The organism is Ningiella ruwaisensis (genome assembly GCF_004798935.1).
Taxonomy (GTDB): Bacteria; Pseudomonadota; Gammaproteobacteria; order Enterobacterales; family Alteromonadaceae; genus Glaciecola; species Glaciecola ruwaisensis.
In genome coordinates this window covers 625,019-647,927 of record NZ_RAHT01000002.1, presented here as the reverse complement: position 1 = coordinate 647,927, position 22,909 = coordinate 625,019, and the positions used below count along the sequence as shown (strand labels likewise).

Here is a 22,909-nt window from a genome sequence, read left to right as displayed (position 1 = left end):
TGTCATGCCATTTGCTTTCGCAAATACCACGCCATACTCTGCTAACTCGTTATTGAGGTGTTAGCTTCCCTTCAAATTTATCTTGCTGTTTTGTCTAAATAGGTATAATTTCTATACCTATGAAAAGTTTTGAATATGATGAACAGAAAAGTATATCCAACTTATCAAAGCATGGTATCGATTTTGAGGATGCTCAAAAGTTATGGATGGATGATTATCACATTGAAGTGAAGGTACAGTTTGTTGAGGAACCGAGATACATCGTTGTTGGTCTTATTGATGACAGATTTTGGACCGCAGTGATAACGTATCGTAATGAAGTGATACGCATTATTTCGGTGCGACGCTCAAGAAAGGCAGAGGTGGCACTTTATGAAAGCTAGTGAATTCGACAAGAAGTTTGACGACAATAAAGATGATATTTTAGATGATTTAGATTTATCTACTTTGCGTCGACCCAATCAATCGCTTAAACGTGTAAACGTAGATTTTCCCAGTTGGATGGTCAAATCTCTGGACAGGGAGGCTTCAAGAATTGGTGTTACTCGCCAATCAATCATAAAGGTCTGGTTAGCCGAGAGATTAGAGGCAGGGGAAGCTAACAAAAAAATTAAAACGGACCATTTACAAGAGCGGTAAATGGCCGCTTATGTAAAGCGTTATCTTCCATTTGGCATCTTCACATTTCTCGGTTAATCTTGACATATGCCAGCAGTATTAAGATTAGGTCCTTACCGTTTCTTCTTTTTTAGTAATGAGAACGGAGAACCTCCACATATACACATTCAACGAGAGCGTATGCTTGCAAAATTTTGGTTGCAGCCTGTATCTCTTGCGAGCTCTACTCGATTTCCACCGCGAGAATTGAGGGAGCTTGAGCAACTAGTGAATGAGAATAGAACAACTTTATTGGAGTCTTGGAATGAGTACTTTAGCAGTTGAGCATCACCCGTTAGCAGAATCAGTAGAGTGTGATGCGGATTCTTTAACCGTTTTTTTGATTGACGGAAGAAAGATATCTGCGCCTTTGATTTGGTTTCCACGGTTGTCAAAGGCCACGAAGGAACAATTAGAAGACTGGGAGTTGCTGGGAGATGGTGAAGGTATCCATTGGCCGCAACTTGATGAGGACATTAGCGTTAATGGGTTGTTGGTTGGCAATAGTGCGAGAAGATAACAAGTCAGTTAACTCATTCCCTTCGGTCATTGAGACACAGCCTTGGCTGTCGCCAAACCTGCGCTCGTTACTGAGGTGTTATACTTAAATAAGGGATATGTGTGAAATATCTACTATTTTTATTTTTATCACTAATCTTGGCTGGTTGCGGAGTTACTGGTACCGCAAGTAAAAATGAGTTTCCATTGTTAACGAACGCTCCTTCATTTAGCGCTAATGTAAATTCTGTTTCGATAATTATTGATGAAAAAACGGCTGACAATGAATCATATGGAGCTTTTAACTGGGGTAGCTTTGATACAGCTGACAAAAATACTATTCAGCAATCAATCTTGAATACTCTAAACAAAAATACGTCAAACGTATCTAAAAAAGCTAAAGTACACGCAAAAATTCACCGTTACTCACAGGTAATCACAAATGCCAGTTACGCAAGTTTTGTAATCGTTGACTGGTGTTTAGTAGTAAACGGTGAAATTATTCTAGATGAGGTGTTTTATGCCGGTCACAGCGATGAACTAAATATATTTACTGGTAAAACATTGGGCTGGGCAAAAGGCCAAACTCACAAAGCTATCTCAAGTCGTATCATAAATCAGGTTATTCAATCGTTATCAGATCCTTCTCTTACAAACGCATATTCCGAAAATCATGTATTTCTAAATGCTAAAGATGCGGTGGCAGCGCTACCTTCACAACTTACTTCGGTTGGAAGTGCAGGCTTCTCAGGTGGAATGTATTACTTTGTTGGATCAACTACAGGTAGCACTAATTTTAATCAAAAATCAGTCTACCAAAAGGTGAACTGGCAGCAAGAAATTCAGTAAGTGGAATTTATGTATAACAAACGCCTAAGGAACGAATGCAAAACGCTTGGCTTGACCTCGTTCCTCTCTAATTTTAGCCTAGCATTTTGCACCACTTAGGCGTGCGTTAGCCGAATTTGTATGCTTGGACAAGGAGTCAAACTTGAAAAGTTTATCTGTATTCTTAGTTTTCGTTTTTTTACTTGCTGGCTGTAGTTCAACACCGGAGCCGGAAGAAAGGATTCCTCGTGAAGCTGAATCGCAAGAATTACCCGAACATAGGAAAGTATATTTTCTGCAACATAGAGTCCTTCCAGAATGGACTTTTGACACTAATGGTCAATTTTTTGCTGATTTATACCAAGGTGATTTGACTAAACTGAAAGGAGTCGCTACAGAAGTTGTTTCTCCTTCATATGCTTCGGCCATATCCAGTGAGGTTATCGCAGAGAAAGATGCGGTGTTGATTGTATTTCCTGAGCCGAAAATGATGGCTAACTGCTTTTATGTGCTAATTCGAAAAAACGGCGATAGCTTCAGTTTTTATACTTATGAAAAAACTATGAGTTTTGGGGACGAAGATCACGTTGTAGGTGTTATAGGCAGTTGGTCTTCTGACGGGACGCATGCAAACATGGGTCCTAGAACTTATAGAGCATCATCTGATTTTATAGCGGATGTTCTTTATAAAGACGGCTAACAAAATCCTTGTGCCATTCGTTATCACTCATTCGGACACACAATTTGAAGTGCAATTTGCATCTCGCTTCGCTACATTATTGCAAATTGCACTACAAATTGTGCGTCGCTTAGTTCGGTGTTATATGCCACGGAAAGGTCTATGAAACTTTTAAAATATCTATTCATCGCGCTGCTAATAATTATTACCCTCGGTCTCCTTATTCCTGAGGAGATTACTATACCCGTTAGAGGTGCTACATCTAACGATTGGAATCACAAGACTTTTTGGTTTGAACCTTGGGGAAGCTCAGGTGTGCACAAGGGAATCGATATTTTTGGTAGAAAAGGAAAACCAATTATCTCTGCTACGTCAGGTATTGTTGTTTTCGCTGGCTCACTCAAGAAAGGTGGAAATGCAATTGCCATACTGGGTCCTAAGTGGCGCATTCACTATTATTCTCACTTAGAAAGCTACTCAGTCAAAGAGGGCGATTTTGTGGAAGTAAGCGAAATAATTGGAGCGTTAGGAGATACTGGTAACGCTATTGGTAAACCACCACATGTTCACTATTCAATTCTGTCTCTTATTCCTATACCTTGGTTAATGACCACGGAAACTCAGGGATGGAAGAAAATGTTTTATTTAAACCCGCATGACAAATTGGGGTAATTGCCCCTTAGCTTAAAGTAATGCAACTTGGCAAGGATTAGCGGTTGAATGAAAAAATTGTAGGTAAATATGTAGCTGTTTTTGGTGTTGTATTTTTATTAGCTCTGCCTTGGGGAGTAACGAATACTTTTTATGTGTTTTATATATTGTTTCACGAGGCTAGTCTAACGGGTACTGGAGACCCCAAATTAGTGGCGGGTGGCTTGTCTTCTGCATTGATAACGACAGTGCTTAGTTTAGTTTTGTGTGTGCCTGGTTTATTGCTTTTATTGATATCAATTACAGTCTTTAGGTACAGGCCGAATTGGTTATACTGGGTCACACTAATAAGTTCGCTATTGCTGTTATTAATGATTCCAATTGGCAGTATTCTAGGGCTTGTAGTGCTAATTACAGTTGTTTTAAAAAGAAAGAGTTTTGGCTCAGTGGTTAATGTTCAATAACAAATACGTAAAGACGGATTTGTCAGTAGAGTGCAGCCAAACTGCTTATGTAAGGTGTTAGCTACCTATGCGCTATGAATCTTTATTAAACGTTAAGGAGTATTTGCATTTCCTTTTTTTGATATCTGTTTTGTTTGGAAACTTATTGTTTTTTGATTTAAATGACGTTCAGGATCGGGCTCGATCTATATTAATCGTTGTCGCAGTAGGCCTAGTATATATCGCCCAGGTAGATCAATTGAAATTCGAGTATTGGAAGTGGGATGTTGAGAAAAATCCAACGAATTATGAAATAGTTGGGCCGTTCGGATTTGTCTTAATCGCTGTGTGGATTGCAATCTTGGATTACTCAACGGTCGCTGTGGTATCAAAATATACAGGTTTGATTATTATTTTTACAATTATTAGCGCACTTGCTGTCACAACAGAAATTAAGAAACGTTCAGAAGAGCGTTTGGTATCTGAAACAATCATTAACGTTCATAAATTTACAGTTTGGTGCTTTTTTGGTTTACTTTATTTGGTGGCAACTAGATATTTTTTGATGCAAGGCACTTGGGAATGGGATCTTCCTAGCGTATACGGAGTGTTCTCAGATGCATTTTGATAGTTTAACGGTAGCTAACAAAGAATTGATAGCGGACAAAAATAAAAAGCAATTTTCGCCGATTAAGTGAGTATTAGGTTTATAAAATGGAACAAAACTTTTTTCTACACGTATTATTTTCGTGGGCGCCGATATCTGTATATTGGCTGATATGTTTTATTCTTCCAGGAGGAGTTTCCGCTTACTATGTTTACCAGGACGGTATAAAGCGAATGCCGTTAGCTTTAAATGTACATCCGGGTTGGTGGGCTCTTATTTGTTTTTCAAGTTCAGTTTGGGGATTATTGGCATATTGGATAATGCAACATTCCTCTTTGGCTAAAAAAGTGAACAATAGCCTGCGGTCACCAGAGCAAGGTGATGAGTAAACCTTTCAAGCAATTCAACTCAGTCGCTCCGCTCGGTGGGACACAAACGCGGCGCATCTTCGGTATTATAGAGATTATCAGATCGTGTCATGTCGCTTGCGTTCGCAACCGCCATTCCATAATCTGATAACTGAATATCAAAGTGTTGCGCACCCAAAAGGATTTAAGTAATGGAAGCAACTAAAAATCACCACAATTTCATCGATTATGTAATTAATCTTATTATCGGCATCTTGTTTGTGTTTGCTGTAATCACTGCTTTTGGTTACGGAGCAGCAGTTGCTATCCCTAAAAACTTTCTTGAGCCACTATCACTGTTCTCTCCAACACTTGCATTTTCAGTTGTAGATTTGATTACGCAAGGAATTCCAGCAGCACTCATTTTTGTGTTTTTATCTTTGGCTTTGAAGCTTTCAAAAATAAGGGCTGTTTATACGCTACTCGCTATGCCTTTTGTATTGTTTATGTTATCTGCAATACCCGAGTTATTAATGATTGAAGGTAGCTCAGGTTTTTACCTGGCATCTTTATTTGCCAAAGTTTTGCCTGTAGTTTTCTGTGCGTTATTTTTGGCAAAATGGAACAGAGTAAACTACAGTGCTTGACGATACGCCAACATGAAGTACGTTGTGCGAAATCGCTGGCACAAGAACGTGGGACGGCTTGCACTTTGCTAAGCCGCTTTGAAGTTTTACATGATGTGACGTCACAGTCCGAAATACTAAAATGATTGGATAGGTTAAATTAAGCCTTGCTTAACTTAACTAGTTATTAGCACGCCATTTATCAAGCAACACGGCAAGCACAATCACCACTCCGGTAATAATGCGTTTTGAAGGCTCAGATACGCCCATTTGAGCCAGTCCCGAATTAAGTACAGCGATAATAAGCACGCCTACAAATGTGCCCAGCACTGTTCCCCGACCGCCCATAAGGCTGGTGCCACCAATAACGGCAGCGGCTATAGCCGAAAGTTCAAGCCCTAATCCCGCATTTGGGTCGCTGGAACCTAAATAACTAAGATTAGCCAAGCCAGCTAATGCTGCTAAAAAAGCTGAAATGACAAATACAATTAGAATATTCGGGTTTGGTCGAATACCCGACATTACTGCGGCTTTTTTGTTGGAGCCAATCGCAATGAGATGCTTTCCAAAAACTGTATAATTTAAAAGCACATGTCCAATTATTACTACGCTAAAAGCGAGCAGCATCATGACCGAAATACCGATACCTGCGATAGGGTCGGTAAGACCTTGAACTGAAGCGCCCACGTACAGGGTTTGTGAATCAGATACGACGTATGAGAGTCCTCTGGCAGCTTCGAGCATACCCAAAGTGACGATGAAAGAGGGGAGTTTCATCCAGCTTGATAATGCGCCATTGATGCAACCAAACATCATAGTGAGTAAAAGCGCGCATATAACAGCAAACTGGAAGCTAAAACCGCTTTGTACTATTAATACGCCAATAATTGCGCTACTTAATGCCATCAACGATCCAACAGATAAGTCGATGCCTCCAACGATAAGTACAAGCGTCATACCCACGGCCACAAACGTTAAGGCAGGAAGCTGACTTAACATGGTAGAAAGAGTGATAACTGAAAAGAAGTTGTTTGTTTGCACGCTGAAAAATCCAATCAATGCAAACAATACGATGACCAAAAAGTAGTTCTTAATAAATTGCATAAAATCCCTGTTGTAAAACTATTGCGCCTGACTAAACGCAAGCGACAGTAAATTATCTGAACTGTACTGCGCTGGCAAAAGTTCGCCTGCAAAGCGGCCTTGGCTCATTACTAAAATGCGATGACAGAGGGTAAATAACTCTTCTGCTTCACTTGAAACTACTATTATGCTGGCGCCTTTTGAAGCAAGATTTTCCAGTTCGCGATAAATTAAAGCTTTAGTAGAAACATCTACGCCTCGCGTAGGTTCATCCAGTAAAAAGATATCTGTGCCCGCTTGTAGCCAGCGACCAAGTAACACCTTTTGTTGATTGCCGCCACTTAACTCTTCAATATTTTGTTCATCAAAATTGCGTTTTACGCCCAAAGAGTCAAATATGGGTTTACTCAGTGCCTTGAGCGATGCATTGCGAACAAATCCCAGGCTCGCGGTCTTGTTCAAACTGGCGATGCTTGCATTAAATATCAGAGAGTGCTCTGCAAAAATGCCCTGTTGCTTTCGATCTTCGCTGAGCATGCCAATACCCGCTCTTACTGCATCTTTGGAACGCTTAATGTTGCGATAACGAGGTGTTGCACGATTTGCAGTTTGTTCCAACACCTGAACTTGACCTGAGCGAAGTGCCGTCAAACCATATATCGCTTCAAGCAATTCGGTTCTGCCTGCGCCGGCCAATCCGCCAATTCCCAATATTTCTCCGCGCCGTATTTTAAAACTCAAAGGTTGAGGAAGCTTATCGGTGGTAATATCATTGACTAATAAGACAGGCTCGTCATTGTCATTCTCACAAGCGTTTCTCGCCTGCTCCGTATGTTCATGTAGCGTGCCTCTGGACATCGCGCTTATAAGCTGTTCTTTTGTTGTGTTTTGGGAAAAGTTTGTGCTTACTAACTGCCCGTCTCTTAGTACTGAAACCTTGTGGCAAACATTTAAAACGTCATCCAGTCGGTGGCTGACATATAAAATACTCATCCCCTTTGCAGCTTGCTCATGCATTAAGGTATGAAGTATGTCGCTTTGCTGTTGGCTTAGCGCAGATGTGGGTTCATCTAAAATAAGTAAATCGCAGGGTTCGCTTAAGGCTTTGCAAAGCTCTAACAGTTGCTTTTGAGCAAGGGAAAGTTTTGCCACTTCTGTGTTTGGGGATACTTTATTTGGGCCGGAGCTTAAGCCGAGCGTTTGCATGAGTGCTAGGGCTCGGCTGTAGCATGTAGCTTGATTAACATAACCAAGATGATTGGGAAGTTTTCGCAATAAAATATTTTCAGCTACGCTTAAATCATCAATAAGACTTAATTCTTGTAGCGCAACACTTAGGCCTTTCGACATGGCGTCAACAGGATTTTTTGGGCGATATGCTTGCCCCTTTAATTCAAGTTTTCCTGCGTTGGGCTCTGTTAGGCCGCACAAAATATTGATGAGCGTAGATTTCCCGGCGCCATTTTCACCCACGAGAGCGTGGATTTCACCGGGCTCAATGGCCAGGTTAACCTGCTTTAAAACAGGAGCCGCATAAGACTTACTTATATTACTGATACGTAAACAGGTCATACGCTAATCTGCTGCGCTAGCCGTAATAAGCTCTAAGGGGGTTTGTGTTATGGCATCTAAACTTTGCCCTTCAAGTGCCGCTAGCGCCTTTTCAATACCAAACACAGCAAGCTGGCCGCCAAACTGGTCTACCGTTACTAGAACATCGCCGCTTTCAATGTGCGATTGGATAGCGTTTATGTTGTCAAAGCCCACTATTAAAATAGAATCGCTTAAGTTTGCGCGTTGTACAGCGGCAAGTGCACCTAAGGCCATATTGTCGTTTGCGGCAAATATAGCGGTGGTTTCGGGGTGCTGGATCAAAAGCGACGCGCTCACCTGAGCGGCTTTGGTTTGCTCCCAGTCAGCGCTTTGCCTGGCAACTAAATTAAGATTTGCGCTGTTAATTGCCTCCATAAATCCTGCTACACGCTGTTGAGAATTGATTGCAGAAGGAATTCCCTCAAGCACAATCACCGGATCGCCTTCATTTAATCGGCTCGCTGCAAATTCGGCCGCCATTCTGGCACCGGCTTTGTTGTCAGGCCCTACAAAGGGGACGCTTACGCCATAATCGCTTAAGGCCTGCTCGTCCAGGCGATTATCAATATTGACGACAGTAATACCCGCTTTTAAAGCTCTTACAATTGCTGGCACTACGGCTTTTGAATCTGCGGGCGCAATCACAATTGCATCTACGCCTGAAGCTATCATCTGGTCAATTAGTGCAACCTGCTGAGCCAAATCGCTCTCATTTTTAGTACCATTGACTATTAGTGAATACATTTGAGAATGCTTTGCCTGATGTGCCTTTGCCTCTTCGGCCATATTCACAAAGAATTCATTGGCCAGCGATTTCATCACCAAACCTATTTGAGGTACGGCATTTTCATCTTCGGCAGCTTGTGAGCTTTGATTGCTTTTGTCACTTGATGGCTGTCCGCACGCTTGTAAAAACAACAAACAAATAAATACCAGAGAAGTGGTTAAAATTCGACTCATGATCGGGTGTCCTGTCAATTTAAATGATAAGCATCGCAAAGCGACTTTATTTACAAAAAAGTAACACCAATCTATCGTTTAGGAAATTATAAAATTGGTTAACGCACTTAAAATTTTCTGCAAAGCTGCTTCTAAAATCCGCGTTTATGTTGCTAAAAAGCAACATAAATCGTCTAACGGATACTATTTTGCTAAACACTGTAATTTGTATTTGAATTAAGATTGAACTTAGCGCAAACTAGACATGTCAAAAAATTGACGCACAAATCTCGCACTGGTTAATAAGCTTGGTCGCGTCATCCAAGTACAAAATAATAAGGTAGTCTCGTGCAAATTTCTCGCGTGTTGTTTCGTGTTTTTTTTGTTGTCTTAGCAGTTGTTTATTCGTTGGTCTTATTGGAATTTATTGACCCGTCCTACCTGAAAATGGAATTTAACGTGGGAGCAGATGTGTTATTGATGACACTCGTTGCAAGTATTTTTATTTACATTTATATGCGTAAGCCCAAATTGTAGGCCAATCTGAATATAGTCCTTATCGCTAGCAATTCATTTTTCGAACAAAATATGCGCGTTTTTTCAGTGGCATTAAATTGTATTGTTTATGCTATGCTAATGCATCGTATTTGATGATCGGTTTTTAAGGTTACTCGCAAATGGTTTTGCTGCTGATTTACGTTGCCATTGCTTTGGGCATTTCTTTTTTGTGCTCCATAGCAGAGGCGGTGATTTTAAGCGTTTCTCAGGCTTATATTTCCCTTTTAGAAAAAGAAGGACGGCCCTCAGGTAAGCTATTATCCGGACTAACATCTGATATTAATAAGCCCTTATCTGCCATCCTTACCTTGAATACTATTTCTCACACCATGGGCGCAGCAGGTGCAGGTGCACAAGCGGTAAAAGTGTTTGGTGATGCTTATTTAGGTATCATATCCGCTGTCCTCACCTTTTTAATTCTCGTTTTTTCTGAAATTATTCCAAAAACGCTCGGCGCGACTTTTTGGCGCCCCCTTGCTCCTGCAACCGCGTATTTTCTCAAGTATCTGATTATCGCTCTCTATCCTTTTGTAAAAATGTCGCAAAAGCTTACCAGTGGATTTACCGAGGAAAGTCCGCTTAAGGGATTGAGCCGTTCTGAACTGCTTGCCATGGCTGAACTGTCGGGACGAGAGGGACAACTTGCACAACAAGAAGCTAACTTTCTTCAAAATCTTTTAAGCCTGCATGAACTTAAAATTGTTGACGCAATGACACACCGCACAGTCGTGTTTTCGCTGTCGGATCAAACTACAGTGAATGAATTTGTCGCTGAGTATCAAGATAATCCCTTCTCACGCATTCCTGTTTATGAGAATGATGAGAACGAGCATATTACCGGTTACGTGCTTAAAACAGACGTACTGTTAGCTGCTGCAAACGGTAAAGGTTCAGCCAAGCTGGCTGAATTCGCCAAGTCGATGGTGACTTTATTAGGCGATATGCCCTTGGCAGCAACCTTTGATCATTTTTTAAACTCACGGGTGCATATGCTTCTTGTTGTTGACGAATACGGTGGCTTAGAAGGCATTCTTACACTGGAAGATTTGCTTGAAAGCTTGTTGGGCGTCGAAATAGTGGACGAACAAGATAAAACGGTCAGTATGAAAAAGCTTGCTAAAGTCTTATGGAAACGCCGTGAAAAGCGGATTGTTACCCAACGAAGTAAAGCGGAATAATTGCTTCATTTGATTTCTTTCTATTTTATAGAAAGAAATCACTGATTTATTGCAATTTTCTTTTCATTTAATCGGTATATATTTACATCATCGCTTAGGGCCAATGGCTCAGTTATTTAAGTTCGATGATTGAAATTATACGGATTCTTTGAGGAGAAATTTATGAACACAATACTATCTCACGCCTTTGTTAAAAATGGCGCATATTCACCCTTGGCGCTTCGCTTGGCAGCGGGCCTTATTTTCACAGCTTATGGCGCGCAAAAACTTTTCGGTTGGTTTGGCGGATACGGGCTAGAAGGGACGGGGCAATTTATGAGCTCGCTCGGCCTGGAGCCTGGATACCTTATGGCGCTGCTCGCCGGAAGTGCTGAGTTTTTTGGCGGTTTATTGTTACTGCTTGGTTTGTTCACCCGCCCAACCGCCATTGCTTTAAGCATCACAATGTTGGTAGCAATCGTTACAGTGCACCTGCCTAACGGCTTGTTTATGGCCAATAATGGCTATGCTTTTGCTTTGGCGTTAATGGCTATTTCATTGTCTTTGGTGGTATCGGGGGCCGGAAGATTTTCATTAGACAATCTCCTTGCTACCAGACTTATAGTAGTAAGAAGACCTGAAACATTAAATGCTCAAGCCGCATGATTGAGTTAGCGATGTTTAAAGCAGCAAAAAGCGCTTATCACTGACCTGATAAGCGCTTTTGTCGTTGAGAGAGCGCTTAGGAAATATCCTTAAGAATAAACTCCCAGGTATCTTTGTGCTGGTGGAATTTGTTTTTTAGGGTTTTTGTAACTTCGTCATTATCCCTCAAGTCCAAAGGAATCTCCGATAAAATACGCCAGTGGTTTAGCGCACTGCATGCCGCTGCGCAGAGTTGAGCATATACAGCATTGGCCTGAGTTTTTGATTTAAGTGCCGCATCTGTTTGAGCGCACAGGCCTTCTAACTGAGAATCATCAAGCTTGGATAGATTTTTTGTAATTTCGTAATCACGCAATAACTGCTGGTAATCGGGATGATCAGATTCTATATCCTGGCCGGTTTTTTCAACGTAGCTTTGAATGTTGTGCGCATAACCCATCGTCTCAAACGTGCTTAAATGCAGTTGCTGAAACATTTTTTCTCGCGCTTGCAATCGAGGATCAACAAATTTATCGTCACGCATATACTTATTAAATCTACCAAACAGTTTTCATAATAATGATGATATCAATACTTACGCTTTACGTCAGTAAGCGAGCGAATTTGCATTGTTGATTAAGCTTGACAGTTTTTTTTGCATATTATTGCTGGCAAGATAATAAATCATCGTTACAATCATTTTATGTAAAATAATAAGGCTTACGTGACTATTCCATTTACAAGCACTCCTGCAATTATCGATGTAGAAGCAAGCGGCTTTGGTGCACAAAGCTATCCCATTGAAATCGGCATTGCTCTGCCTAACGGCCAGCGCTTTTGCAAACTTATACGCCCTTTTCCTCAGTGGCAATATTGGGATGATAAAGCACAGGCTGTTCACGGTATTTGCTATGCTGATTTGCTAGCCTATGGCGAAGACCCTATCGCAGTATGCCTTGCACTCAATGCACACGCAAAGGACATGACCTTGTACTCCGATGCCTGGGTAGTTGACCATCCCTGGATAGTAAAGCTCTTTGCGCAGGCGGCAGTGCGGATGGAGTTTAGTATTTCATCCCTTGAAATGGTGCTAAGTGAACCGCAAATAGCACTTTGGGACGATGAAAAGCTAAGTGTGATTGAAAACTGCGGATTAAAGCGGCACCGTGCGAGCAGCGACGCGTTTATTATTCAGCAGACTTTTTTGCGCACGCGTTCTCGAATGCACCATAGCCAATAGTTATATGCGCATCTTTGTCCGTCCTGCTATAATTCGCGCTTTCATCGCGACAGTTGATTGTACTTTTTGCGACAAGCGCAGATTTTATCAGTTGTAAAACCATCATAAAAAAATTCAAGAGAAGTAAATGAAAGCACTTAGCATCAAAGGGCTGGAAAAGACTTATGCTGGCGGCGTCAGGGCGCTTAAAGGCATAGATTTAGAAGTAGAACAGGGCGATTTTTACGCACTGCTTGGTCCAAACGGGGCTGGCAAGTCAACCACAATCGGTATTATTTGCTCACTTGTGAACAAAAGCGCTGGCGCCGTAAGTGTTTTTGGTTTTGACTCCGTTCAAGATGAAGTTGAAGCTAAAAGCTGTATTGGACTTGTTCCGCAAGAATTCAATTTCAATCAGTTTGAAACTTTAATGCAAATTGTTGTTAATCAGGCAGGGTACTACGGGGTGCCTCGTGCACTGGCAAAAGAACGTGCTCAAAAATATCTCAAGCAATTGGACTTGTGGGACAAACGCAACGCCAGAGCAAGAGAGCTTTCAGGAGGCATGAAACGCAGGCTCATGATTGCACGTGCGCTGATGCACGAGCCAAAAATGCTGATATTGGACGAACCAACCGCTGGTGTCGATATTGAAGTTCGCCGTTCAATGTGGTCTTTCTTAAAAGAAATTAATGAACAAGGTATAACCATCATTCTCACCACTCACTACCTGGAAGAGGCGGAAATGTTATGCCGAAATATCGGGATTATCGACAAAGGCGAAATTGTTGAAAACACCAGCATGAAAGCGCTTTTGGCCACCTTAAACATCGAAACCTTCGTGTTTGATATTGAACAGGGCGCAAACAGTGTCGCCATTCCCGAATTCGAAACGCGAGCGCTTGATGACACCACGCTTGAAGTAGACGTACCTAAAGAGGCTGGTTTGAATGCAGTTTTTGAGCGTTTTGCCAATCAGAACATTAAAGTTATGAGCATGCGTAATAAGGCAAATCGCTTGGAAGAATTGTTTGTTCGGCTTGTAGAGTCAGGGCGTGCCAAGGCACAAACTGCTAACGGCAGCGACGTAAAACCCACACAAACAGGCCAGGAGAAACGAGCATGAGTTCACGAAATTTCACTGCGCTTAAAACCATTTGGATTAAGGAATGTACGCGATTCTTGCGAATTTGGGTGCAAACACTGGTTCCGCCCGCCATTACTATGTCGCTGTATTTTGTGATCTTCGGCAGTTTAATTGGAGAGCGAATTGGGCAGATGGGCGGCTTTACTTACATGGAGTTCATAGTGCCTGGGCTGATCATGATGTCCATCATTACCAATAGTTACTCAAACGTTTCTTCTTCGTTTTTTAGTGCCAAATTTCAGCGTAATGTCGAGGAGCTGTTGGTTGCGCCCGTGCCCACCTGGGTCGTAATATTTGGCTTTGTTGGCGGCGGGGTAGCGCGCGCAATGCTTATTGGCATTATTGTGACTTGCGTCTCGATGTTTTTTGTAGACGTGCAAATTCACAATTTCATTGTCATTGTGGTAACGCTTATTCTTACGTCAACGCTTTTTGCAATGGCAGGACTGGTAAATGGAATTTATGCTAAGACCTTCGACGATATAAGTGTGATCCCCACTTTTGTCCTGACACCACTGACTTACTTAGGTGGAGTGTTCTACTCACTCACACTTTTACCCGACTTTTGGCAGATGGTAAGCCAAATCAATCCGATTGTTTATATGGTCAATGGTTTCCGCTACGGCTTTTTAGGGGTATCTGATATTAATTATTTGGTGGCGCTCGGCCTGCTTGTTGGATTCAACCTATTGCTTTATATAACAGCCTATCGGCTGCTTAAAAAAGGCGTAGGAATTCGAAGCTAGAAACGTGTCATTTGCACCTAAGTCCGTCGAAACAAATCAGAGCGGCATTCATCCGGATTTGCTCAAGCTTGTTGAGAAGCACAAGCAAATGAAATATCAAAGGCCTATTGCTAAACATACCAAACAGACGTTTGATAAATTGCTGTTTGAATTAAAAGACTATAGTGGCGAGCTGATACTAGATGCATGTTGCGGAGTAGGCGAGAGCACGGCTGCGCTTGCAAAGCGATATCCTGAGGCGGTGGTGATTGGCGTTGATAAATCTGCTGAAAGGCTTGCTAAACATGGTCATTACGCCAAAGGCTATTTAACAAGCGATGCCGCAGACAGCGTTGAACGGCGTTTTTGGGTCATCCAGGCAGATCTAAATGATTTTTGGCGTTTATTGGCGGATGCACTCACACAATCGTTTGTCGATACGCTTGAGTACGGGCGGATTCCAATTCAATGGAGGCTGGTTAAACAATATATTCTCTATCCCAACCCTTATCCTAAAAAAGCGCAGCTTGGAAAGCGGTGGCACGCGAGCCCGGTATTTCCATACATTCTTAAGTGCACGAAACAAATCGAAGTTCGTTCAAACTGGAAGCTATATGTTGATGAGTTTGCAAAAGCGGCAAACGCTTACAACGTAAAGATGCAAGTGACCGAACACAATGTTGATAATCAGTCGTCAAATGCATTTGCTAAGGCGCAAGCGTCAAGAGCAAATACAGCAATATCTCCATTCGAGCGGAAATACGCGCTCGGCGGTCAGGCGCTATGGACAGCTATAACTTGCTGTAAAGGATGAGAGAGAAAAAAGCCTTGTCCATATTTGATGTCTAGGGATTGAACGAGCGAAAGTGAGTCTGCGCTTTCTATGTGTTCCGCGATAAGTAGGCATTTATGCTTATCGCAATGTGATTTAAGCGCTTGAATATCGTGTGCACCGTCGCCTTTTGAGCAGAGCTTTTTGAGTGCATCAGTTTGAATTTTTATGGCATCTATGCCGCTAGCAATCAGCGCAAACAGACTTTCATTACACTCATCAATATCGTCAATAGTAATATGCAGTGCGTTCATTTCTCGTCTGAGCTCACCAAGCGCCTCTAAATCATCTTTGATTGTCTCGTAGCTAATTTCAATTCCACATAGACGACTTTTAGATAACTGGCTCATTGCCTGAATATCATGCAAAAGAGGTTGGTCAAGCAAATCGCTTTTAAATAAGTTAATTGACCATGACATTTGGCGAGGCTGGCAATAGGCTCTTGTTAATTCGAGTATTCTTGCTGTCATATTCGCTGCCTGGCAATCACGCTCAACAATATATAAAAAATCGTTGGGCATCATTATTCGCTGATTGGTATCGAGGAATCTGGCCAGGCATTCATAGCGGACTGCGCGGCGATTATTGAGGGCAAAAATTGGCTGATAAAAAGGCACAATTTGCGCTAGATTAAATGCGGTTTCGACGGGCAATGGCTGCAAGTTCACGGATTCACGGCTTGATTAAAAATTGGTCTATAGTTTATTAACTGTAGAAATACCGAAGCCTTTAGCGCTTTTTTTAAAATTTATTTAGGCTTTTTTGTAGTTCGCTTGGTAAATTTTCATAAACTGAGTTAAAGTGCCGACCTTAGCTTGTGCATCTATAACCCGCTTTGAGCGCTGTGATCCTTTGCGGTCTTTAGGGGATATAACATTGCCCGTGTACCTTGAACTGTTGTTAAAACAGGCAAAGCACACAGGCAAAATGCACAGTCTTTAATTGATAGAAGGCGGAACATCTCCTTGGCAAAAGCAGAAGTAAGCTTGGAACATTTGTTCAGAGTATTCACAAAACCTGAGCACGACGACTCCACGCTAGCAAAAATCGAACGACATTTGTCTGATAATGTGTCTGATTTTTTATCTCAACATGTGGTCACTAAAAAGACCTCTCTGGAAGAAATCGAACAAGATTTTTCAAGCCCGATATTGCCAGATTCACCAGAGTTTGTTTCGAGTCATGCCCAGAGCCTGTTGGAAAAGTTGGTGGCACATTCAGTCAATACCTATGCTCCAACTTTTATCGGGCATATGACATCTGCCTTGCCGTATTTTCATTTGCCTTTATCGAAACTGATGGTAGGTCTGAATCAGAACCTGGTGAAAATAGAGACTTCAAAGGCGTTCACGCCGCTGGAGCGTCAGACCTTGGGCATGCTTCATAATCTCATCTATTCTCAATCTGATGATTTTTACGCCCGTTATCTGCATAGTGCAGAGCATTCGCTTGGTGCATTCTGCTCAGGGGGAACCATTGCGAATATTACGGCATTGTGGGTTGCCAGAAATCATCTTTTAGGGCCTAAACCCGGCTTTAAAGGTGTTGCAAAGGCTGGATTAGTACAAGCTTACAAACATTATGGCATTGAAAACCTAGGTTTGATGTCGTCGCGTCGTGGTCATTATTCGCTTGGTAAAACCGTAGATGTGCTGGGAATAGGGCGCGATAACATGATAAGCGTTGAAAGTCCGAAACAAATTCTTAGCCCCGAGCTTGCGCTTAAGGTGGGTAAAGCTTATCAGGAGTCAGGTAACAAGTTGCTGGCAATCGTTGGCATTGCTGGCACAACGGAAACCGGGCATGTTGACCCGCTGAACGAATTAGCCGAGGTTGCCAAGGAATTGGGCTGCTGGTTTCATGTTGATGCTGCGTGGGGCGGCGCTACCTTATTTTCTGGCAAGTATCGTCACAAACTGAAAGGGATCGAAAAAGCGGATTCAGTAACAATCGATGCCCATAAGCAAATGTATGTGCCAATGGGTGCCGGTATGGCGATTTTCAAAGATCCCGCTGCGAGTAATTCTGTGCGGCATCATGCTCAATATATTTTGCGTCAAGGCTCTAAAGATTTAGGTTCAACTACGCTCGAGGGTTCCCGAAATGGCATGGCGATGATGGTTTATTCCTCGTTTCATATTTTAGGACGAAGAGGATATGAATTGTTAATTGACCGCTCCATCGAACAGGCGCAGGCTTTTGCCAGCATGATAGACCGGCACCCTGATTTTGAGTTGATCACTTCTCCTGTTCTTTCGCTTTTGACCTACCGTATTCGGCCTCAGGTGCTATCGCATCTAGAAGAGTTGTCTGAAGATGCACAGCAGAATATTAATCACCAGTTGGATGCATTAACGGTTTCGGTTCAAAAGCAACAGCGTGAAGCCGGTAAGTCTTTTGTTTCACGAACACGAATTGAAGTAGAGCAGTACCATCAACAAGCTGTTACCGTATTCAGAGTTGTTCTGGCGAATCCGCTGACTACCGAAGATGATCTGCAAGCTATTTTGGACGAGCAACTTGCCATCGCTAAACAACATAAAATATTTAAGTCGTTGCACGCCATAAACCAGGCAAAAATTGCCTGAGTGCCTGAATGAATCTAGCACTCAGCTGTCTATGTCCAGCTCTTTAAGCTTGCGCGTAAGGGTATTTCTTCCCCATCCCAAGCGTTTGGCCGCTTCTTGCTTGTGTCCCTGAGTGTGCTTAAGCGCACAATTTAGCAATATCCGCTCAAATTCATGTTGAGCCACATCGAGAATGTCGTTCTTTCCGGATACCAGCTGCTTTTCAGCCCAGTTTGATAATAAGACGGTCCAATCATTCTTCTCAGCTGCCTGCTCGACTTCAGCTGTTGTGGTCAGTTCTGGCGGTAAATCATTTAGCAAAATCTCTTGTCCGCTTGCCATTACTGTTAGCCAACGACAGGTGTTTTCAAGCTGTCTTACGTTACCGGGCCAGCTTAATTCGGTAAGCTTTTTAGCCGTTGCTTTTGATAGCGTTTTCATTTCAACGCCAAGCTCTTTCGATGCTTTGGCTAAAAAATGATTGGCAAGAAGCGGTATATCTTCTCTTCGTTCATTTAATGAGGGAATATGGATCCGTATAACGTTAAGTCGATGATATAAATCTTCTCTGAATTTACCTTCCATAACCCGTTTTTCAAGATTCTGGTGCGTCGCGGCAATAATTCTGACATCTACGGTAACCGGGTTGTGACCACCTACGCGGTAAAATTGTCCGTCAGCCAGCACACGTAATAAACGGGTTTGAACATCAATTGGCATATCACCAATTTCATCTAAAAATAGCGTGCCACCATTTGCCTGTTCAAAACGACCCTGACGCGCATTTTGCGCGCCGGTAAAAGCGCCTTTTTCATGTCCAAACAACTCCGATTCAACCAAATCAGCTGGTATCGCTGCCATGTTGAGCGCTACAAAGGTTTGCTGAGCGCGAGGACTGTGCTTGTGCAGCGCTTGCGCAACTAACTCTTTTCCTGTACCAGATTGACCATTAATAAGCACGCTAATGGAAGAACGAGACAGTCTGCCTATTGCCCTAAATACTTCCTGCATTGCTGGTGCTTCACCAATGATCTCTTTAGTTGGATTACTGGCATTGTTACTTTTTGTTCTTGCTTTTTCGATTGACAGATCGCTGGCATGTTCTAAAGCGCGCTTGATTAAATCAACAGCATCATCAATATCAAAAGGTTTAGGCAAATACTCAAATGCGCCACCCTGATAGGCGTTGACTGCGCTATCTAAATCGGAGTGTGCAGTCATAATAATGATGGGCAAATCGGGGTAATGATGATGGACTTCTTCTAAAAGCGTCATACCGTCCATCTGAGGCATTCGTACATCTGATATGATCACTTGAGGGGCTTGGCCAGATTCAATTTGCAAGAGCAAATCCTCCGGATTATCAAAGCTCATACAGCCTACCTGCGCCGCTTTAAGCGCTTTCTCAAGCACCCAGCGAATCGAGCTATCGTCGTCGACGATCCAAACGGGTTCTATCATTGATGATCTTCCTTCGTAAAAATAGGGATATGCAGGGTAAATTCTGTGTAACCAGGAAAGCTTTCTACATCAATTTTGCCTTGATGATGATCAGCTAATGTTTGCGCAATAGAAAGGCCCAAGCCTGAACCTTTGCGTTTGCTTGTTACCATTGGATAAAAGAGGGTGTCTCTTAATTCCTTTGGTACCCCAGGTCCATTGTCAATAATGCTAATCAGTGCGCACAAACTATGTCGCTTGCCTTTGATGACACACTGCCGTTCAACACGTGTTCTGAAACCGATGACTGGATGTTCCACTTTGGCCGCTTTGAGCGCCTGGTTGGCATTTCGGGCGATGTTCAGTAGTGCTTGTTGAAGCATATCAGGGTCGGCATAAATATCAGGGATAGAGGGGTCATAATCACGTTCGACGGCAATCGCATAATTAACATCTGCGGTTATTACAGAGCGTACCTTTTCGATAATTTCGTGCAAATTACACATGCGTTTTTGTGGCAGAGAATTGGGTCCCAGTAAACGATCAACTAAGGCTCGAAGACGATCCGCCTGATCGATAATCATTTGAGTAAATTCATTATGCGCTGGATCGCTTAGCTCTTTTCCAAGCAATTGTGCTGCGCCCCTGATGCCTCCAAGCGGATTTTTTATCTCATGCGCTAAGCCCCTTATTAACTCACGAGCTGCCATTTGTTGTGCATATTGCTGTGTCTCCTGAGATATCTTACGTTGCTTATCTATGGGAAGAATTTCGACCAGAAGTTGTCGTCTATCGTCATGGTTGAGTAAGGTGGCATGCAAATCTACCATGACGCTTCGACCATCTTTGAAACACAATTGAAGCTCGGACTCTGTAAATTCTTCGCCCTTCTCAAATGCATTTTTAAAGCGCTCTTGATTGAAACTGTCTGAAAGCAGGTAATCGGAGAGCGAGCGCTCTTTAAGTTGATTTAAACCAGTTTCAAATAAGCTAAGTCCCGAGTCATTGATAAACTCAACGTGCATTGAATCGTTTAATACCATCACAGCTGTCTTCATTGTGTGGATCAGCTGATCAACGGTATGTTTCGAATTTTCTGATTCATTAAAAATCGCGTTTGACGACATGAGGCCATTACTTTTAAGTTAATGCACTATAGTAGTGCAAAGCATCATAATGTCGCAAGCTGGGATAGAAAACGCTTTCTGGCTAATTAATTGATTTTGAAGCTAAGACGCTGTTAAACAAAACTTTTAATTATTAGCTGGCCCAAGAATCGCAGACGCCTGATGCAAATACAGTGTTCTTGTATCTGACGATGCAATTACCTTGCCCGAGTTATTCAAAAATTCGACACTATATTGATGCGCGCCGCGATTGATGCCCGTTAACGCAAATGCACCGCTTTTCGAGCTATATTCTTCACCGGCAAAATTAAGAATGTAGCTACCCTCAATTTGAGGCTGAATAGCAGAAGCAATGCGTACGTTTCCATTATTGTCTCGAATGGTTGCTTCAGGTTGGGGAGACAAAATGCTTAAGGTATAGGTCTCTTGTTCAGTTTTATCTTGTGCCTGAGCGGCAGGGGGCCTTTGATTTGCATTCATTGACTGCATGGTATTAACAGCGCCTTTAAGCTCTATTTCTTCTGCTCCGGGCATAGGTGTATCCGAAAACGAAATACTGCCGTCTTCGTTAACAACTTTATAAATTTTGGTTTGCGCACCAACATTGGGCAAGACAAACACTAGCGATATTAAGAAGAACCATGTGATCACACTGCGCATACTGCACCTCCAAAAGCATTATCGGCAGTTTACTTCATCTATATTAAAAAAAAAGAATAAAAAAAGCCCGCATCAAATGTGCGAGCTTTCGTTTGTGCCTTAAATGGCTGTTTGAGCGGTTTTAAACACTATAGTACATATCAAACTCAACCGGGTGAGTTGTCATGTTTAATTTCTCGACTTCGGCTGCTTTAAGCTCAATGTATGCGTCAATCATTTCATCACTCATTACACCGCCTGCGGTTAAGAAAGCGCGGTCTTCATCAAGTGCTGCAAGCGCCATTTCAAGAGAACTTGCTACGGTTGGAATATTCTTTGCTTCTTCTGCAGGTAAGTCGTACAAGTCTTTATCCATTGAATCGCCAGGATGGATTTTGTTCTGAATACCATCAATACCCGCCATCAACATTGCAGTAAACGCAAGATATGGATTGGCAGTTGGGTCAGGGAAACGTACTTCGATACGTCTTGCCTTATCGGTTGTAACGTAAGGAATTCGAATTGATGCACTTCGGTTGCGGGCAGAGTAGGCCAACATAACTGGCGCTTCAAATCCAGGAACCAAACGCTTATAGCTGTTTGTGGATGCGTTGGTGAATGCATTAATAGCGCGGGCGTGTTTAATGATACCGCCAATGTAGTATAGCGCTTCCTCTGAAAGTCCCGCGTACTTATCTCCGGCAAATACGTTCTTTCCGTCTTTACTGATTGACTGGTGTACGTGCATACCTGAGCCGTTATCACCCACTAATGGCTTAGGCATAAAGGTAGCTGATTTACCGTAAGCATGAGCGACGTTATGAATAACGTATTTGTAAATTTGAATTTCGTCAGCTTTAGGAACAATAGAGTTGAAAAGACATGCAATTTCGTTTTGACCTGCGGTGGCAACCTCGTGGTGATGTGCCTCAACAGTAAGACCCATTTCTTCCATTACCATGCACATTGCAGCACGAATATCGTGCGCACTATCAACAGGTGGAACAGGGAAGTAACCGCCTTTTACACCCGGACGGTGTGCCATATTACCACCTTCATAATCGGCACCTGAATTCCACTTTGCTTCTTCTGAATCAATGGCGTAGTAAGAACCGGCCATGTCTGTATGGAATTTCACATCGTCAAATAAGAAAAACTCTGGCTCTGGACCGAAATAAGCAGTGTCGCCGATACCGGTAGATTTAAGATATTCCTCTGCCCGGCGAGCAATAGAGCGAGGATCGCGTGAGTAGCCCTGTAAAGTTGATGGTTCAACAATGTCGCAGCGAATGTTTACTTGTGTTTCTTCTGCAAATGGGTCTACTACAGCGGTAGATGCGTCTGGCATAAGAATCATGTCAGATTCGTTTATGCCTTTCCAGCCAGCAATAGAAGAACCGTCGAACATTTTGCCTTCTTCAAAAAACTCTTCGTCGATTTGATGGGTTGGAACAGAGACATGCTGCTCTTTTCCTTTCGTATCCGTAAAACGAAGATCGACAAATTTAGCTTCGCTTTCTTTAATAAGTTCTAATGCCGACTCAATTGACATATTGTCCTCCAAGTAAAATTTGTTGTGCGGATCACGTTGTTGTGGTGTTCCATTGTTTTAGCTGGTGCTTTTTCGATTTTAGTAAGCGATAAAGCACCAAGTTGCATAACCAATCATGCAATGGCTGTGCGACACGCAGTGAAAATGCAATGCAATACCCATCATAAGCCATATTCATGCCATCTGCTATCGAAAAATAAGTTCATGAAAAATCAGTATAAACTTCGGTAAGCAATAATAAATCATGCTTAAAATGCACTATCATGGTGCGTTGTAAATATACTAAAATGCTATTTTGGTGCAGTGCAAGAGGCATTCATAAATTTAACGGAGGCATGGAAAATGGTGGC

26 protein-coding genes are annotated in these 22,909 nt (G+C 42.4%); 17 read left to right on the top strand and 9 right to left on the bottom strand.

The window, feature by feature from the left end; genetic code table 11:
* Positions 1–119: 119 nt before the first annotated feature.
* The 10 genes from D6V41_RS06275 (at position 120) to D6V41_RS06230 (ending at position 5,357) form a co-directional block, all read left to right on the top strand.
* Positions 120–383, top strand: a complete 264-nt coding sequence (locus D6V41_RS06275; RefSeq protein ID WP_136250610.1) for a BrnT family toxin — start codon at positions 120–122, stop codon at positions 381–383.
* Entirely contained in the window at positions 373–639 is a 267-nt protein-coding gene (brnA, locus tag D6V41_RS06270) for a type II toxin-antitoxin system BrnA family antitoxin (RefSeq protein WP_136250609.1), read from the top strand. The genes D6V41_RS06275 and brnA overlap by 11 nt, the downstream gene beginning before the upstream one ends.
* 66 nt (positions 640–705) lie before the next feature.
* Positions 706–942, top strand: a complete 237-nt coding sequence (locus D6V41_RS06265) for a DUF4160 domain-containing protein (RefSeq protein ID WP_136250608.1) — start codon at positions 706–708, stop codon at positions 940–942.
* Positions 890–1,177 (top strand): DUF2442 domain-containing protein, encoded by a 288-nt coding sequence (locus tag D6V41_RS06260; protein WP_241664440.1) that lies wholly within the window; start codon positions 890–892, stop codon positions 1,175–1,177. The genes D6V41_RS06265 and D6V41_RS06260 overlap by 53 nt, the downstream gene beginning before the upstream one ends.
* A gap of 101 nt (positions 1,178–1,278) precedes the next feature.
* Positions 1,279–2,004: a hypothetical protein gene (locus D6V41_RS06255; RefSeq protein ID WP_136250606.1), complete on the top strand. Its 726-nt coding sequence runs from the start codon at positions 1,279–1,281 to the stop codon at positions 2,002–2,004.
* Positions 2,005–2,146: 142 nt separating this feature from the next.
* On the top strand, positions 2,147–2,683 hold the full coding sequence (locus tag D6V41_RS06250; RefSeq protein ID WP_136250605.1) for a hypothetical protein: 537 nt from the start codon (positions 2,147–2,149) through the stop codon (positions 2,681–2,683).
* Between the two features lie 141 nt (positions 2,684–2,824).
* Positions 2,825–3,334: a M23 family metallopeptidase gene (locus D6V41_RS06245; RefSeq protein ID WP_136250604.1), complete on the top strand. Its 510-nt coding sequence runs from the start codon at positions 2,825–2,827 to the stop codon at positions 3,332–3,334.
* Between the two features lie 44 nt (positions 3,335–3,378).
* Entirely contained in the window at positions 3,379–3,777 is a 399-nt protein-coding gene (locus D6V41_RS18430) for a hypothetical protein (RefSeq protein ID WP_136250603.1), read from the top strand.
* A 67-nt stretch (positions 3,778–3,844) separates the two neighbouring features.
* Positions 3,845–4,384: a hypothetical protein gene (locus tag D6V41_RS06235; protein ID WP_136250602.1), complete on the top strand. Its 540-nt coding sequence runs from the start codon at positions 3,845–3,847 to the stop codon at positions 4,382–4,384.
* Positions 4,385–4,922: 538 nt separating this feature from the next.
* Positions 4,923–5,357 carry a hypothetical protein gene (locus tag D6V41_RS06230; RefSeq protein WP_136250601.1) on the top strand — a complete coding sequence of 145 codons (435 nt, stop codon included), beginning with the start codon at positions 4,923–4,925 and terminating at the stop codon, positions 5,355–5,357.
* 159 nt (positions 5,358–5,516) lie between these two features.
* Here the strand turns inward: D6V41_RS06230 and D6V41_RS06225 are convergent, their stop codons facing one another.
* From D6V41_RS06225 to D6V41_RS06215, 3 genes are read right to left on the bottom strand one after another with little or no spacing between them, the layout of a single operon-like run.
* Entirely contained in the window at positions 5,517–6,440 is a 924-nt protein-coding gene (locus D6V41_RS06225; RefSeq protein ID WP_136250600.1) for an ABC transporter permease, read from the bottom strand.
* A gap of 18 nt (positions 6,441–6,458) precedes the next feature.
* Positions 6,459–7,991: a sugar ABC transporter ATP-binding protein gene (locus D6V41_RS06220; RefSeq protein ID WP_136250599.1), complete on the bottom strand. Its 1,533-nt coding sequence runs from the start codon at positions 7,989–7,991 to the stop codon at positions 6,459–6,461.
* Positions 7,992–7,994: 3 nt separating this feature from the next.
* Positions 7,995–8,972, bottom strand: a complete 978-nt coding sequence (locus D6V41_RS06215; protein WP_206663237.1) for a sugar ABC transporter substrate-binding protein — start codon at positions 8,970–8,972, stop codon at positions 7,995–7,997.
* A gap of 656 nt (positions 8,973–9,628) precedes the next feature.
* On the opposite strand from D6V41_RS06215, the gene D6V41_RS06210 reads away from it, so the two are divergent.
* Together D6V41_RS06210 and D6V41_RS06205 are read left to right on the top strand one after the other, a co-directional pair.
* A complete protein-coding gene (locus tag D6V41_RS06210) occupies positions 9,629–10,687 on the top strand; it encodes a CNNM domain-containing protein (protein WP_136250598.1) in 1,059 nt (352 codons plus the stop codon).
* 162 nt (positions 10,688–10,849) lie between these two features.
* A complete protein-coding gene (locus tag D6V41_RS06205; protein ID WP_136250597.1) occupies positions 10,850–11,332 on the top strand; it encodes a DoxX family protein in 483 nt (160 codons plus the stop codon).
* 76 nt (positions 11,333–11,408) lie between these two features.
* On the opposite strand, the gene D6V41_RS06200 is transcribed toward D6V41_RS06205, so the two are convergent.
* Complete coding sequence (locus tag D6V41_RS06200) at positions 11,409–11,855, bottom strand: hypothetical protein (protein WP_136250596.1); 447 nt, start codon at positions 11,853–11,855, stop codon at positions 11,409–11,411.
* 180 nt (positions 11,856–12,035) lie between these two features.
* On the opposite strand from D6V41_RS06200, the gene D6V41_RS06195 reads away from it, so the two are divergent.
* From D6V41_RS06195 to D6V41_RS06180, 4 genes are all read left to right on the top strand, one after another.
* The gene (locus tag D6V41_RS06195) at positions 12,036–12,551 is read left to right on the top strand and encodes a hypothetical protein (protein WP_338324231.1); all 516 of its coding nucleotides are present in this window, start codon (positions 12,036–12,038) and stop codon (positions 12,549–12,551) included.
* Positions 12,552–12,678: 127 nt separating this feature from the next.
* The gene (locus tag D6V41_RS06190; protein WP_136250595.1) at positions 12,679–13,656 is read left to right on the top strand and encodes an ABC transporter ATP-binding protein; all 978 of its coding nucleotides are present in this window, start codon (positions 12,679–12,681) and stop codon (positions 13,654–13,656) included.
* Positions 13,653–14,423 (top strand): ABC transporter permease, encoded by a 771-nt coding sequence (locus D6V41_RS06185; protein WP_136250594.1) that lies wholly within the window; start codon positions 13,653–13,655, stop codon positions 14,421–14,423. The genes D6V41_RS06190 and D6V41_RS06185 overlap by 4 nt, the downstream gene beginning before the upstream one ends.
* A 4-nt stretch (positions 14,424–14,427) precedes the next feature.
* The gene (locus tag D6V41_RS06180; protein ID WP_136250593.1) at positions 14,428–15,216 is read left to right on the top strand and encodes a class I SAM-dependent methyltransferase; all 789 of its coding nucleotides are present in this window, start codon (positions 14,428–14,430) and stop codon (positions 15,214–15,216) included.
* Here the strand turns inward: D6V41_RS06180 and D6V41_RS06175 are convergent.
* Positions 15,177–15,902 carry an EAL domain-containing protein gene (locus D6V41_RS06175; RefSeq protein ID WP_136250592.1) on the bottom strand — a complete coding sequence of 242 codons (726 nt, stop codon included), beginning with the start codon at positions 15,900–15,902 and terminating at the stop codon, positions 15,177–15,179. The genes D6V41_RS06180 and D6V41_RS06175 overlap by 40 nt on opposite strands.
* 297 nt (positions 15,903–16,199) lie before the next feature.
* Here D6V41_RS06175 and panP point away from each other — a divergent pair, with 297 nt between their 5' ends.
* Positions 16,200–17,822, top strand: a complete 1,623-nt coding sequence (gene panP / locus D6V41_RS06170; protein WP_136250591.1) for a pyridoxal-dependent aspartate 1-decarboxylase PanP — start codon at positions 16,200–16,202, stop codon at positions 17,820–17,822.
* 21 nt (positions 17,823–17,843) lie between these two features.
* Here the strand turns inward: panP and glnG are convergent, their stop codons facing one another.
* The 4 genes from glnG to glnA form a co-directional block, all read right to left on the bottom strand.
* Positions 17,844–19,262 (bottom strand): nitrogen regulation protein NR(I), encoded by a 1,419-nt coding sequence (gene glnG, locus D6V41_RS06165; RefSeq protein ID WP_136250590.1) that lies wholly within the window; start codon positions 19,260–19,262, stop codon positions 17,844–17,846.
* Complete coding sequence (glnL, locus tag D6V41_RS06160; RefSeq protein ID WP_136250589.1) at positions 19,259–20,368, bottom strand: nitrogen regulation protein NR(II); 1,110 nt, start codon at positions 20,366–20,368, stop codon at positions 19,259–19,261. Before glnL ends, glnG begins: the two co-directional genes overlap by 4 nt.
* Before the next feature lie 126 nt (positions 20,369–20,494).
* Positions 20,495–21,028, bottom strand: coding sequence for a DUF4124 domain-containing protein (locus D6V41_RS06155; RefSeq protein ID WP_136250588.1), 534 nt, complete (start codon positions 21,026–21,028; stop codon positions 20,495–20,497).
* A 121-nt stretch (positions 21,029–21,149) separates the two neighbouring features.
* The gene (gene glnA, locus D6V41_RS06150) at positions 21,150–22,559 is read right to left on the bottom strand and encodes a glutamate--ammonia ligase (protein WP_136250587.1); all 1,410 of its coding nucleotides are present in this window, start codon (positions 22,557–22,559) and stop codon (positions 21,150–21,152) included.
* Positions 22,560–22,909 lie beyond the last annotated feature (350 nt).